Source organism: Thermosynechococcus sp. QKsg1 (assembly GCF_031586415.1).
GTDB lineage: Bacteria > Cyanobacteriota > Cyanobacteriia > Thermosynechococcales > Thermosynechococcaceae > Thermosynechococcus.
The window spans coordinates 2552473-2565623 of the sequence record NZ_CP134200.1 but is presented as its reverse complement, the minus strand read 5'-3'; the positions used below and the strand labels follow the sequence as shown (position 1 = coordinate 2565623).

The 13151-nt window shown below is 54.3% G+C and carries 14 protein-coding genes and 1 tRNA gene; 9 read left to right on the top strand and 6 right to left on the bottom strand.

Annotated elements, in window-relative coordinates:
* Complete coding sequence (locus tag RHP47_RS12560; RefSeq protein WP_286668778.1) at nt 1-1155, bottom strand: HhoA/HhoB/HtrA family serine endopeptidase; 1155 nt, start codon at nt 1153-1155, stop codon at nt 1-3.
* A 129-nt stretch (nt 1156-1284) separates the two neighbouring features.
* Between RHP47_RS12560 and RHP47_RS12555 the strand changes: the two genes are divergently transcribed.
* On the top strand, nt 1285-2145 hold the full coding sequence (locus tag RHP47_RS12555; protein ID WP_315863464.1) for a prephenate/arogenate dehydrogenase: 861 nt from the start codon (nt 1285-1287) through the stop codon (nt 2143-2145).
* On the opposite strand, the gene RHP47_RS12550 is transcribed toward RHP47_RS12555, so the two are convergent.
* The 4 genes from RHP47_RS12550 to RHP47_RS12535 all read right to left on the bottom strand — a co-directional run bounded on the left by RHP47_RS12550 (nt 2122) and on the right by RHP47_RS12535 (nt 5060).
* A complete protein-coding gene (locus RHP47_RS12550; protein ID WP_286625967.1) occupies nt 2122-2613 on the bottom strand; it encodes a phosphate-starvation-inducible PsiE family protein in 492 nt (163 codons plus the stop codon). The two genes, RHP47_RS12555 and RHP47_RS12550, sit on opposite strands and share 24 nt — an antisense overlap.
* A gap of 2 nt (nt 2614-2615) precedes the next feature.
* Nucleotides 2616-3371 (bottom strand): MBL fold metallo-hydrolase, encoded by a 756-nt coding sequence (locus tag RHP47_RS12545; protein WP_310840628.1) that lies wholly within the window; start codon nt 3369-3371, stop codon nt 2616-2618.
* 10 nt (nt 3372-3381) lie between these two features.
* Complete coding sequence (locus tag RHP47_RS12540; protein ID WP_149821385.1) at nt 3382-4878, bottom strand: serine/threonine-protein kinase; 1497 nt, start codon at nt 4876-4878, stop codon at nt 3382-3384.
* A gap of 109 nt (nt 4879-4987) precedes the next feature.
* Nucleotides 4988-5060: transfer RNA gene (locus RHP47_RS12535), tRNA-Thr, on the bottom strand.
* A 241-nt stretch (nt 5061-5301) separates the two neighbouring features.
* Between RHP47_RS12535 and RHP47_RS12530 the strand changes: the two genes are divergently transcribed.
* The 5 genes from RHP47_RS12530 to RHP47_RS12510 all read left to right on the top strand — a co-directional run bounded on the left by RHP47_RS12530 (nt 5302) and on the right by RHP47_RS12510 (nt 10098).
* The gene (locus RHP47_RS12530) at nt 5302-6546 is read left to right on the top strand and encodes a protein kinase domain-containing protein (protein ID WP_149821383.1); all 1245 of its coding nucleotides are present in this window, start codon (nt 5302-5304) and stop codon (nt 6544-6546) included.
* Nucleotides 6547-6563: 17 nt separating this feature from the next.
* The gene (locus RHP47_RS12525; RefSeq protein ID WP_149821381.1) at nt 6564-7235 is read left to right on the top strand and encodes a DUF1614 domain-containing protein; all 672 of its coding nucleotides are present in this window, start codon (nt 6564-6566) and stop codon (nt 7233-7235) included.
* 69 nt (nt 7236-7304) lie between these two features.
* Nucleotides 7305-7757 (top strand): photosynthetic/respiratory NAD(P)H-quinone oxidoreductase subunit N, encoded by a 453-nt coding sequence (gene ndhN, locus RHP47_RS12520; protein ID WP_149821379.1) that lies wholly within the window; start codon nt 7305-7307, stop codon nt 7755-7757.
* Nucleotides 7758-7891: 134 nt separating this feature from the next.
* Nucleotides 7892-8152, top strand: coding sequence for a TM2 domain-containing protein (locus RHP47_RS12515; RefSeq protein ID WP_310840627.1), 261 nt, complete (start codon nt 7892-7894; stop codon nt 8150-8152).
* Between the two features lie 125 nt (nt 8153-8277).
* Nucleotides 8278-10098, top strand: coding sequence for a DNA polymerase III subunit gamma/tau (locus RHP47_RS12510; RefSeq protein ID WP_310840626.1), 1821 nt, complete (start codon nt 8278-8280; stop codon nt 10096-10098).
* Nucleotides 10099-10111: 13 nt separating this feature from the next.
* On the opposite strand, the gene RHP47_RS12505 is transcribed toward RHP47_RS12510, so the two are convergent.
* The gene (locus tag RHP47_RS12505) at nt 10112-10474 is read right to left on the bottom strand and encodes a DUF309 domain-containing protein (protein WP_286668776.1); all 363 of its coding nucleotides are present in this window, start codon (nt 10472-10474) and stop codon (nt 10112-10114) included.
* 74 nt (nt 10475-10548) lie between these two features.
* On the opposite strand from RHP47_RS12505, the gene psb29 reads away from it, so the two are divergent.
* The 3 genes from psb29 to RHP47_RS12490 are packed head-to-tail and all read left to right on the top strand — an operon-like array spanning nt 10549 to nt 13149.
* Nucleotides 10549-11217: a photosystem II biogenesis protein Psp29 gene (psb29, locus tag RHP47_RS12500; protein WP_286625958.1), complete on the top strand. Its 669-nt coding sequence runs from the start codon at nt 10549-10551 to the stop codon at nt 11215-11217.
* Nucleotides 11204-11950 carry an HAD family hydrolase gene (locus tag RHP47_RS12495; protein WP_149821370.1) on the top strand — a complete coding sequence of 249 codons (747 nt, stop codon included), beginning with the start codon at nt 11204-11206 and terminating at the stop codon, nt 11948-11950. The genes psb29 and RHP47_RS12495 overlap by 14 nt, the downstream gene beginning before the upstream one ends.
* Nucleotides 11947-13149, top strand: a complete 1203-nt coding sequence (locus RHP47_RS12490) for an NAD(P)/FAD-dependent oxidoreductase (RefSeq protein ID WP_286668773.1) — start codon at nt 11947-11949, stop codon at nt 13147-13149. Before RHP47_RS12495 ends, RHP47_RS12490 begins: the two co-directional genes overlap by 4 nt.
* Nucleotides 13150-13151: the final 2 nt, after the last annotated feature.

Genomic DNA, 13151 nt, shown 5'->3' with positions numbered 1-13151 from the left:
CTAAGCCGCTCCCTGCAACTCCGCTGTCCGCACCGCAATCCGTTGGCTGCGATCGCCCCGTTGAACGGTCAGGTTGAGAACTTGCCCCACAGCAGCACTATCAACAATCCCCTGCAACTGATCGGCACTGGTAATCGGTTCCCCATCCACGGCTGTAATCACATCCCCCCAGCGCAGACCGGCTTTTGCCGCCGGTGTATTGGGCAACACTTGCAGGACAAGAACGCCATTGACCTCTGGCAGAATCACTGGTGAGTTGGGGTTAGCATTGTTTTCCTTGGCCATTGCTGGCGTGAAGGTGGTCATTTGAATGCCAATGTAGGCGTGTTGAATTTTTTCACCGCGAATCAGGCGTTCTTGCAGCGCTTTGGCCTTATTAATTGGAATCGCAAAGCCAATCCCCATGGCATCGGCACGAATGGCAGTGTTAATGCCAATCACTTCTCCCTCTTCGTTGAGCAACGGCCCCCCAGAGTTGCCGGGGTTGATGGCCGCGTCCGTTTGAATAAAATCAAGGCGCTTATCGGGGATACCCACTTGGGCGCTGGAACGGTGGAGTGTACTGACAATGCCCAATGTGACGGTGTTATCAAGGCCAAGGGGATTCCCGACGGCGATCGCCCAATCCCCCACTTTCACGTCACTGGAATCGCCAAGGGGCGCAGTGGGTAGTGGTTCGGTGACCCCTTTGAGTTTGACAATCGCTAGATCAGATACCTCATCCACGCCGCGCACCTCGCCCTCAAAGACGCGGCCATCCTTGAGGCGCACTGTTACCGTATCTGCTTGACTCACCACATGGGCGTTGGTCATAACAATGCCACTGGGATCAATGATGAACCCCGACCCCTGACCCCGCAGCCGATCCTCTTGAGGGGGCAAGGCTAAACCGGGGAAAAATTGGCGAAAGAAGGGATCACTCAAGAGGGGATCCGCTGGGCGCACAATCGTGCGTTCGGTATCAATGCGAACAACCGCATCGCCAACCCGCTCCACTGCGGCTGCCACAAAACTATGGTGAGCTGCTGCTGCCCACACCGGTGTACCGCTACTGAGGCACCAAACAAGGGCAAGGCCAAGGCAGCATTTGAGGGTCTGCTGAAGCAAATGGGCAAGGCGTTTCATCATTGGTGGCCTAAAGCGCAACAGATTCATTTCTGATTGTATCGAAGCCCCCCCCTCTGGCTGTGAATCCAAAGCACAAATCTGCATAGGAGGGGAATGTCCCTCAGAACAAGAATCAATGTCACAATCGTAAAAGTATTCAAGTTTAGGGGCACTATGCTGCGGATTGGCATCGTCGGGCTGGGACTCATTGGTGGTTCACTGGGCATTGATCTGCGGGCAAAGGGGCACTATGTGGTTGGGCTGAGTCGGCGGCCGGAAACCTGTGAGCGGGCGATCGCCAAGGGTGCCATTGACTGGGGCAGTACGGAGCCAGAAATTTTGCGTGCCCTTGATCTGGTGTTTCTCTGTCCCCCCATTGGCAGCATTCTCAGTGTCGCCTTGGACATTACCCCCTACCTCAGTCCAGAAACAGTGCTGACAGACGTGGGATCCGTCAAAGGAGAAATTGTCCCCGCCCTCGAAAAACTCTGGCCTCGCTATGTCGGTGGGCACCCGATGGCCGGTACCGCAGAATCCGGCATTGAAGCGGCGCAAGCCCATCTCTTTGAGAATGCCCCCTATGTTCTCACCCCAACCCTCTACACTGACAGTGCGGCCATTGACTGTGTGGCTGGTGTGGTCAATGATCTCGGTGCCAAGCTACTCTATGCCACCCCCTCGGATCACGATCGCGCTGTTGCTTGGATTTCCCACCTTCCCGTCCTCGTGAGTGCAGCACTGATTCTTGCGAATGCCCAAGAAGCCAATGAGCCGATTCGGAAGCTTGCCCAGCAGTTGGCCAGCTCCGGCTTTCGCGATACCAGTCGTGTTGGCGGCGGCAATCCAGAGTTGGGACGGATGATGGCGGAATATAACCGCGCGGCGTTGCGCCACTGCCTGATTCACTACCGTGCCACCCTTGATGATCTGATTCGCCAAGTGGAGCAGGAGGACTGGGAGCGGCTGCAAACAACCCTAGAACAGGCACAAGCCTACCGCGAGCAGGTCTATCCCTCAGGGACGCCGCCGGTAGTTTAGGCGACGCACAATCCAGTAACTGGCAGACAAGGCCAAGATGGCGATCGCCAGCCCCAAGAGCTTTGCCACCGTTTCCGGTTGGCCAATATCCAGAATGATAATTTTACGGGCAATGGCAATTAGAGACGTGACAATTACTAGCTCAACGATTTGCGACGAGACGTGGGTTTTCAGGTAGGCGGTGATATTTTCAAGAATCTCCAGAGCCACAAGCACATTGAGAAAGAGGCCAAAGATTTTCACCAGTTCAAGGCTAAACTGTCCCAAGGGGGGTGAGAATAGCTCCACGGTCAGAATCCGCCCCAAATCAATAATGGCGACGATGACCACCAGCAGCATCCCGATCGCCAGCACCCGAGTCGCGATCCCCTCAATCTGACTGAGCAACTGCAAAAACCGCTGATTGTCCTGAAGTAGAAGAATTACCTCTTGCCAAAAGAGAATCAAAGGCCGTAGCCAGCGTCGCATCCCTAGAGCTCAGCCAGAAGAACAAGGGGAGTGTAGGCTACTGGTTCCACCAAACGAGTGTTGAGGCCTAGCCGCTGAAACGACACTTGCAGTTCCTCAAGGGTGCCTTTGACCGAGAGCAGTCGCGGTAGCCATCCCTGAAGACGGAGGGTACCATTGCCAGCGGTGGTGATCATCACCTTGGGCTGAAGCCATTGCCCCAATTCCAATGCCGTTTTGCCCCCCTTGAGAATCGCCCCCACCACGGGTAAACAGACATCCAACAGCGGCGTAATCACCACATCCACCTTGCCGTAGGTGCGCAGCCACGAATCATGACAGCCGTGGGGTTCATAGTAGAGACTTTGAGTGCCCCAGCGCAGAACGTAACCATTTTCCTGTTGACGAGGGCCGATACTAGCGCCCTTCGTGGCTTGAATTGTGAGATCGCGGTACGTGTAGGTTTGGTGGGGGCTAAGGGCAATCACTGTTTCAAAGCCAAGGCCTTGGGCAACTTTGGCGGCACTGGGGGAGGCAATGACCGGTAGGGCGCGATCGCAGGTGCGGAGGGTAGGTTTATGGCAGTGATCCGGTAGCCCTTGGGAAAGCAAAATGACATCCACATCAGTCGGCATGGCACAGGGGCGCGATCGCTCCGCCTGAAACAGCCAAGGCGTGTTGCCAAAAGTCAGTGCCCCGACAAACCACGGATCAACCAAAATCCGCGTATAACCTAACTCCCACAACCAAGTATTGCTCTCCAACCACGTTAACTGCATTGCCCCGCTCCTACAGCAACCGCGCCAAGATATTGTAAATCAGCAAAAAAATGTTGCCCATAACCATGCAACCCAACCCCACTAAACCACAAATGAGCAGCGCTGTCACACCCCCTAGGCCTGCTTGCAAGAGGGGGACAAAAAAAAGAACTGCCCCTGAAATGACCGCAATGATCAACTGCTCCCAGTGTTCAATCCAGCGTTTGTACTGCAAAAACACCAAAAAGGCAAATAGAGCACCAATCAACCCCGCACTCACACCAACAGGCAACTGCCAAGCGGTCATCAAACTAAAAATCATCAACCCCAAGGCCGTCATTTCAAAGCCCGTAAAGCCAGCACCAATGAGAATTTTCAATGCCGGTAAGGGAGGCGCAGGCTGGCGGGGCGGTTTTGCTTTCGGACGTGGTGTGCTGGTCGGTGGCGTCACCGGTCCAGGTGAAGGAGGGGGTGCCGGTTGTGACACTACGGGTGGCGGGGAAGGGGGTGCTACTGTTACTGGTTGTGGCGGTGGGGGCGGTGGTGGGGCGGGGGTAGAGTAAGCATTTAAGTCCGCTAAGACCTCTGCCGCTGATTGGTAGCGATCGCTAGGAGCAGGTTGTAGCATGCGATCTAGAATGGCTTGCAGTTGTGGACTGACTTGGGCATAGGAATGCCAATGCCAGCGGTTGTTATAGGCGTCGAATAGCTCACTGGGATCTTTGCCGGTCAGCAATATGATACAAGTCACTGCTAAGGCATAGAGATCTGAACTGGGATAGACCCGTTCCCCCCGTGCTTGTTCCGGTGGCGCATAGTACTGGGTATAAATACCCGTAAAGTGTCCTTGCTGTCCCCCCGCTTGGGAAATCTGCTTCACCGCACCAAAATCCAGCAGATAGAGCCGCCCTTGGCCGGGAAACTTTGTCTTGCTGGGGTGCTGGCGCATAATATTTGAGAGCTTAATGTCACGGTGGATCGAGCCGTGGTCATGGACGTACTGCAACACGGGTAGGAGTTCCCGCAGCACCTGCCGCACCTCTTCCTCACTAAAGCATCCCTTTTGAGCCAGTTCATCTTCGAGGGTTTCGCCGTCAATATATTCCTGCACCAAGTAGAAATACTGTTCTGTTCCTTGGCCATTGGCACTGGGAACCTCTTCAGCAAAAAATGCCAGCAAGTCGGGAATTTGGGCATGCTGTCCCAGTTCCTCAAGGACTTGCCCTTCCCGCTCAAAGAGTTCCTGAGCTTTTTGCCGACTCTGGGGATCGGAGACGTTGGGGCGAAATTGCTTGATCACGCATTCGCGCCGACCGGGGGTATCCAAATCCCGCGCTAGATAGGCCGCCCCAAACCCCCCCTGACCCAGAACCCGCTCTGCAACGTATCGTCCCCGTAGAATCAAGGGCATCCCACAGGCCGTACAAAAGCGTTCAGCCACACGACTGTACCGTTTGTTGGGGTTGTCTAAGTCTGGAACATCGTTTTGGGGACAACGACAGTAGGGACGGGTGCAATAGACAAGCATGGCAGAGGTGGCGCGATCGTTTCCTTGATCATGATAGACCTGTTGTCGGCAGCAACGCTTGGCCTAAGGGACAAGCCCTATTGTGCTGAAATGAGTGAAAGTGGATCAAAGCTGATGGTCGGACTCGAACCGACGACCTACTGATTACAAGTCAGTTGCTCTACCAACTGAGCTACACCAGCACTACCCCTAGTGTACTACGCTTTGGCAGTAGTGAGAAATCCAAGACTATAGTCTCTTTCATAAACAATTGCGCACTGCCAAGCCAGATAGACAGTCTAAAATAAGGCTGCATGCTCAGTTAGAACAGTTAGCCTTGGCATCTTGAGCTGTTTATGATTTATTGCAAAACACTGCAGACATCGGCAAAGTGTAGGAAAATAGGCTAAATCTCGATGAGTTTGCTGTGGCAGTTCCACACCCGTGATTATTCTGCACCTGTTAGATCCTTGGAAACGCACTCCGGTCAAAACATGGCGTTTTCCGATTAAAACGACTATTCGTATTGGTCGTGCCGCAGACAATGATGTGATTCTCAATGATATTCTCATTAGTCGCTATCACGCTGAACTGTCTTGCTATCGGGATCCAGAAAATATCGGGCGTTGGTATCTCAAAAGTTTGGGGGCGATCGGGACGTTTGTTGATGGTCGCCTTGTTGACGAGAGCAAACTTGCCAGTGGCAGTCTCATTCAGCTAGGACCCACAGGCCCAATTCTTGAATTCCATGAGCAAACCTTTCGCCGCAGTGCGCCCACCCTCAGTGAGTGTACCCATGCCGGTAATATGCCAGGGAATCTGTTTTGCATTCACTGTGGTCAACCCCTCAATGTGCAGCGCACCGTACGCAACTATCACATCCTGCGCCTTTTAGGGCATGGTGGCATTGGCACAACCTACTTGGCCTGTGAAGCGCAACCCCCCGGGGGATGGACTGACAAGGTTCCAGAGGTGCGGGTTCTCAAAGAACTGCGGTCTGATATGGAGGACAATGAAAAGGCACAGGAACTCTTTGAACGGGAAGCTCGCATCTTACAGCTCCTTGACCATGCAGGGATTCCCCGCTTTTATGACTTTTTCGTGGAAGATGGCAAAAGCTATTTGGTCATGGAACTCATTCATGGCATTGACCTAGAGCGCTGGGTACTGCGCAATGGCACGGTGCCAATTCCTCAGGCGGTGCAGTGGATGATTCAAACCTGCGGTGTCTTGGACTATCTGCACAATCAGGATCCACCCGTGATTCACCGGGATCTCAAACCCAGTAACCTACTGGTGCGATCGCGGGATAACCAAATTGTTTTGATTGACTTTGGGGCGGTTAAAGAACTGGGGCATTCCCCCGGTGGCACCCGCATTGCCGTGGAGGGCTACAGTGCTCCGGAACAGATGATGGGCAAACCCACCATTCAGTCGGATCTGTTTGCAGTGGGCGCAACCCTAGCCTTTCTGCTGTTGGGGGATAGTCCGATGCGTTTCTATCACCACCGTGATGGCTTTCATCGCCTTGATGTTTCGGATCGCCCAGAGATTCCTTACCCTTTGAAACAGGTGTTGCACCGTGCTACGGCTCCTCTGTTGCCCGATCGCTATCCTTCCGCGATCGCCTTGGCTAAAGCCCTCAAGGAAGCCCTTGCGGCACTGCCCCAAGAATCCTCGCAAGTTTAACGTGATTGCCAATTCCTATGATTTATCTGCCTGTTACTGCTCTACTTTTTGTGCTACTGTTACTGTCGCTGCCTTTCCTTTGGCTAGCGATCGCTCTTGATGCTGTACAAGTGGCCGTTGCCAAGTTGGGCTTTTCACCCACTGCTGCCTCAGTGCTACTGCTGCTTGTGATTCTCGGCAGCACGATTAATATCCCCCTCTATGAGCGGGTCTCCACGGTGGCCATTGTTCCCGACTTTGAGGCACTCTGGTTAAGTCGGTTTTGGGGCATTCCCCTGCGCAAAATTGAGCAAAAGACGATTGTGGCACTGAATGTGGGGGGCGGCTTGATCCCGACGGTGCTAGCCCTCTATCAATTTACCCGCGTCAGTCCCTTGGCGATTCTCTTGGTGACGGCAATTGTGGCCGCTGTCAGTTACTACTCTGCTCAGGTGGTACCGGGGATTGGTATTCAAATGAATGCCTTGGTCGCGCCCCTGACAGCAGCAATGACAGCCATTTTGATTTCTGGAGGCGTAGCGGCCGCACCCATTGCCTTTGCTGGCGGTGTGCTGGGAACCCTGATTGGTGCAGATTTACTCCACCTACGGGAAATTGAGCGGATGTCGGCGGGAGTGCTGAGTATTGGTGGCGCGGGTGTCTTTGATGGTATTGCCTTATGTGGGCTATTTGCCCTGCTATTAACTTAGGCATACCCGCTGTAGGAATGACCATGATAAAGTGCTGGATGGAATGCTAAAACCTGTGAGAAAAGATCTATGGGTCTGCTGGCTGGCTATCAATTTGTCAAAGATTTAGAATCGGCGGGGGCACTGGCACTCTTTGTTCCGCCGGAGGGGGGCTTTGAGGGTCGCTATCAACGGCGACTGCGTTCCAAGGGCTATACCACCCTGCACATGAGCGCACCGGGTTTGGGGGATTTAGCAGCCTACCTGACCCAAGCGCACGGGATTCGTCCGGCTCACACGGGCAAGGAAGACATTCGCGTTTATTTTCAGCCCCCCCTAGTGACCTACCACTTGGAAAACCTGCCCCCCAATGCCAAGGGACTGGTGCTCTGGCTGATTGATGGCAAGCGCCTCTCAAGGCAGGAATTTGCCTACTTGGCACAGTTAACCCAAACCCTACCGAAGTTCAAAGTGGTGGTGGAAGTGGGGGGCGATCGCACTGTGCGCTGGGAACCCCTTGCTGATTGGGTCGCTGCTGCTTAAAACCTGACCCTGACCTTCGACGTCAATCAACAAACTGCCTACTTGCCCCTTGACAGTCCCCCTGAAACCCTGAAGGATGTAGGCCAAGAGGGCGCGATCGCGCTGTATCAAAAATAACCATTGGGGAAGGAACCATGACCTCGAACTCCGATATTTCAGGGAAAAAAATTGCAGCTGCCATTTGCGGTATTCTCTTGGGTGCCTTTGGCATTCACAAGTTTGTGCTTGGCTACAACACGGAGGGCTTGATCATGCTACTGGTGAGTCTTTTAACCTGTGGCCTGCTTGCCCCTGTCATGAGTATTATTGGCATCATTGAGGGCATTATTTACCTGACCAAAAGTGATGAAGAATTTCATAGAACATACATTGCTAGCAAAAAAGGCTGGTTTTAGATCCTAGGGCTGGTTCCATCGCAGGCGCATCAGGGGGTGAGCCTATGGCCATCGTTGGCCTGTTAGAATAACATGCGCAGCATTTGCTCACCAGCGCCTTCTGGCATATCCATTGCAGCCCAGCAGTGACCTACGAACCCCTGCATCACAAATACCGTCCCCAACGCTTTGCAGATCTAGTGGGTCAAAGGGCGATCGCCACCACGCTTACCCAAGCCCTACTCAAGGAGCGCATTGCCCCTGCCTATCTTTTTTGTGGTCCTCGCGGCACGGGTAAAACCTCTAGTGCCCGTATTTTAGCCAAGTCCCTCAACTGCCTGAGGACTCCCAAGCCTACCCCCGATCCCTGTGGCCAGTGTGAGGTCTGCCGTCAGGTGGCCAATGGCACTAGCTTAGATGTGATTGAAATTGATGCTGCCAGCCACACCGGGGTGGACAACATTCGCGAACTGATTGAGAAGGCACAATTTGCCCCAGTACAGTGTCGCTACAAAGTTTATGTGATTGACGAATGCCACATGCTCAGTGTGTCGGCCTTCAATGCCCTCCTCAAAACCCTAGAGGAGCCGCCGCCCCATGTGGTCTTTGTCCTTGCCACCACAGATCCGCAGCGAGTTTTGCCAACAATTATTTCCCGCTGTCAGCGCTTTGATTTTCGGCGGATTCCCCTAGGGGAGATGGTTGCCCACCTTCAGCACATTGCCGATAAGGAGCAAATTGACATTGAGCCGCAGGCCTTGACCCTGGTGGCACAATTGTCCCAAGGGGGACTGCGGGATGCTGAAAGCTTGCTGGATCAGTTGAGCTTATATCCTGAACGGATCACGGTAGAACATGTATGGCAACTGGCTGGGGCAGTACCAGAACAGGATCTGCGGCAATTGCTGGGGGCGATCGCCCGTCGGGATGCGGTGGCGGTTCTTGAGCACACCCGCCAATTACTGGAACGGGGTCGCGATCCGCTGACGATTTTGCAAAATCTGGCCAGCCTCTATCGCGATCTGCTCTTGGCCAAGACGGCTCCTGAACGGCAGGACTTGGTAGCCCTGACAGCGGAAACATGGCAAGCACTGATTACCCTTGCTGAGGCCTGGTCAGTTGAGGAAATTCTGCACGCCCAACAACATCTGCGCACCTGTGAAAGTCAAGTCAAACAGAGCAATCAACCCCGTCTCTGGCTGGAAATTAGTATTCTGGGGCTGATCACAGAGACGGTTCCACCGCCTGCTGCAACGCCAGTAACGCCTACCGCTGATCCAAAACTCAGGAGCGTCCCAACGCCTAAGGCCGAACCCCAAGCCCTGGCTGCGCCTGCTAAGACCCCAGAACCGCCTCCCAAGGAATCTGAGTCACAGGCCAAACCGGTTCAAAAAATTAAAGACCCTGTTGCACCAACGCTTCCACCAGAGCCAGCCACTGAAGCACCAGCCGAGAATCCTGAAGAGGTGTGGCACCAAGCATTACAGCTCTTACAACAGATGCAAATGAGTACCTATGCTCTGCTCTCGCAACATGGTCACCTGCGACAAATGAGCGATCGCGAGGTGCACATCGGCATTGTTAATCAAACACTGTTAAATCTGACGAAGAATAACCAAGCCAAAATTGAAGCCGCCTTTTCCCAAGTTCTAGGCCGCCGCATCAAAGTTGCCTTTGAGATTGCCCCCCTACCCCACAAAACCACGCCTGCGCCAAAAGCTAAGGAGCCGCCGCACTCCGCTGTCGTCATTCCCTCTCAACCACGGGAAGAACTACCGCCACCCCCCATAGAACCAACCCCTACTCCACCCCCGCCCCCTCTCACCACTGACCCGGATCCTGTGCGTGAATCTGCCGAAAAACTGGCACGATTCTTTAACGGGGTGGTTATTCGCTTACCCGATGAGGGAGAAAGTCCAGACACCCCAATTGCTGAAGCGTCTGAAGAGGATGAGCTTGAGTTTTAAGGGCTGTCGGGGTCTAGGCTTGATCGAGGGATTGAGCAACGCCAAGATGCAACTGAATTTTTGGCTCTGAGTCAAGGGGGGTCTGAAGCTGCGCCTGTAACGCCGCCACTGCCGTCAAAAAGGCTGTCAAATCTAGGCCGCAAAAGTCTGGATCACACTGTTCAAGGCGACGCCGCCCTTCCCCCAACAGCAAAATCGCTCCCCGCTGGTTGCCCCGACTCAGGTGATAGCAGGCCACGGCAATTTGTAGCAGACCTTGGTAAAACGTGCGCTCAGGTTCACTGGCCTCTAACCAGAGGGCTTCGAGGGTGTCATGGCAGGCATAGAATTCACCTCTGTTGAATTGGCCAATGGCTAAGGCAAGCTCAGGCGGCATATTTGATTGGGGGAGCACAATGGGGGATAATAGTAAAGAATCATGACATTTTTTAACGAATATCGGCAGAGCTTGTGCAAAATCCTCGAACTGTCTCTGATACCAAACGCGCTTTTTATGCGGCTCACAGGCGACCGATTCACTCGATCTACCGCCGCTTTATTGAAGAACTGCTGGTCGAAATCCACCTGCTGCGCGTCAATGTAGATTTTCGCTACTCTCCCCTATTTGCCCTTGGGGTCGTGACCGCCTTTGACCAGTTTATGGAGGGGTATCAGCCTGAGGGCGATCGCGCCAGTATTTTCCATGCCCTCTGCGGGGCTGAGGAAATGAACCCGCAACAGCTTAAGGAGGATGCCGCCAGTTGGCAACAGTACCAAGGCCGCCCCTTGAGTCAAATCCTCGATGAACTCAACAGTGGTCAACCCAGTGCCCCCCTCAGCAGCCTCAACCACGAGGGCAAATATAGCCGCCTCCATGCGGTGGGACTGTATGCCTTCCTTGAGGAGCTGGCGGGGGATCTGACAACGAATCTCAACGAGACACTGGATCAACTGGCTCCCGTCATTAAGCTGCCCATCGAGAAAGTCAAGCGGGATCTCGAACTCTACCGCAGCAACCTCGATAAAATCAATCAGGCTCGTAGTCTAATGAAAGAACTGGTGGAGCAAGAACGCAAGCGCCGTGCCCAGCAGGCCTCTCCCCCACCCGCTGTAGATGCCAGTTCCGATGCCCCCGCTTGATCCGCCCCAACTCATTACCCTCGATGCGGTCGGCACCCTCTTTGGCCTACGGGAATCCGTGGGTACCGTTTATGGTCGCTTTGCTGCTGAAGTCGGGGTTCAGGTTGATTCAGCCGCATTAGATGTGGCCTTCTTTAAGGCCTTTAGGGCTGCCCCGCCCTGCGCTTTCCCTGATCTTGAGGCTGCACAACGGGCAGAGGCAGAATTGCGGTGGTGGCAAGGGGTTGCGGCAGAGACATTTCGCCGCGCGGGCGTCTTGGATCAGTTTGCGGATTTTGATCGTTTTTTTGCCCCTGTCTTTGCCTACTATGCCACGGCTGAGCCTTGGTTGCTTTATAGCGATGTCCTGCCTGCGTTGAAGGAGTGGCAAGCTCAGGGCATTCCTCTGATGGTGGTGTCGAATTTTGATAGCCGTCTCTATGGGGTGCTAGAGGCCTTGGGGTTAGCGCCGTTTTTCAAGGAGGTGTGGATTTCCAGTGAGGTGGGGGCGGCGAAACCGAATCGGCTGATCTTTGAGCGGGCGGTGACCCCCTATGCGACCTCTCAGGTTTGGCACATTGGTGACAGTTGGGAGGATGATGTCCTCGGTGCCCAAGGTGCTGGTCTGCAAGCGATTTGGCTGCGGCGCGATCGCCCCTTACTGCCAGAACCAGCTATCCACGAGACCCGAGCCGTGCCCCAAATTGCTGACCTCTCAAAGGCGCAAGTTATACTGAGGGGGATAGCATCATGACGGAATCAGCGGTGAAAAGCCAAATTTGTATTCTAGGTGGGGGGTTTGGCGGGCTTTATACCGCCCTCCGCCTTGGCCAATTTCCTTGGTCTGCGCCTCCAGAGATTACCCTTGTTGATCAGAGCGATCGCTTTGTCTTTACTCCCCTCCTTTACGAATTAATTACAGGGGAGCTACAGGCGTGGGAAATTGCCCCGCCCTTTGTTGAGTTGCTCAAGGAGACCCCGGTCGTCTTTCATCAGGGAACCGTGAGCGCTGTGGCTCTCAAGGAAAAAACGGTACACTTGACCGAGGGCACCCCGCTCATCTACGACAACCTTGTCCTTGCCTTGGGGGGGGAAACCCCTAAAAACAGCATTCCCGGTGTTGCAGAGTATGCCTTGACCTTCCGAACCCTCAGTGATGCCTACCGTCTCGAAGAAGCGTTGCAACGGCGGGAGCGCTCTGATCGCGATCGCATCCGCGTGGTGGTGGTCGGTGCCGGTCCCAGTGGCGTGGAATTGGCCTGTAAACTAGCGGAGCGCTTAGGTAGCCGCGGGCGCATTCGTTTGGTGGATCGCAACACCGAGATTCTCAAGTCTTCTCCAGAATTTAATCGCAAGGCAGCTCTGCGTGCCCTTGAAGAGCGGGGCGTTTGGATTGATTTGGAAACAACCCCGGTTGCTGTCACTGCGGATCAGATTTCCCTGCAATACAAAGACCGCGTTGATGATCTGCCCGTTGATATTGTCCTATGGACGGTCGGTACAGCCGTTTCACCCGTGATTGCTGCCCTTGATTTGCCCAAAACCTCCACGGGGCGCCTGCAGGTGATGCCCACATTGCAAGTCGTTGATCATCCAGAGATTTTTGCCCTTGGGGATGCTGCGGATGCCGTGGATGAGCAAGGCCAAGCCATTCCCCATACGGCACAGGCAGCTTTTCAACAGGCGGATTATGCGGCTTGGAATCTCTGGGCCAGTCTGAGCGATCGCCCGCTACTGCCCTGTCGTTATTCCCATCTCGGTGAAATGCTCACCCTCGGAACTGATCGCGCCGCCTTGGCAGGGCTAGGACTGACCCTCGATGGCCCTCTGGCCTACTTGGCACGGCGACTGGCCTACCTCTACCGCATGCCCACCCTCGAACATCAACTGAAGGTGGGGTTGAACTGGATGGCGAAACCAATTTTGGATCTGTTGACCGGCACCGTGAACTAGAA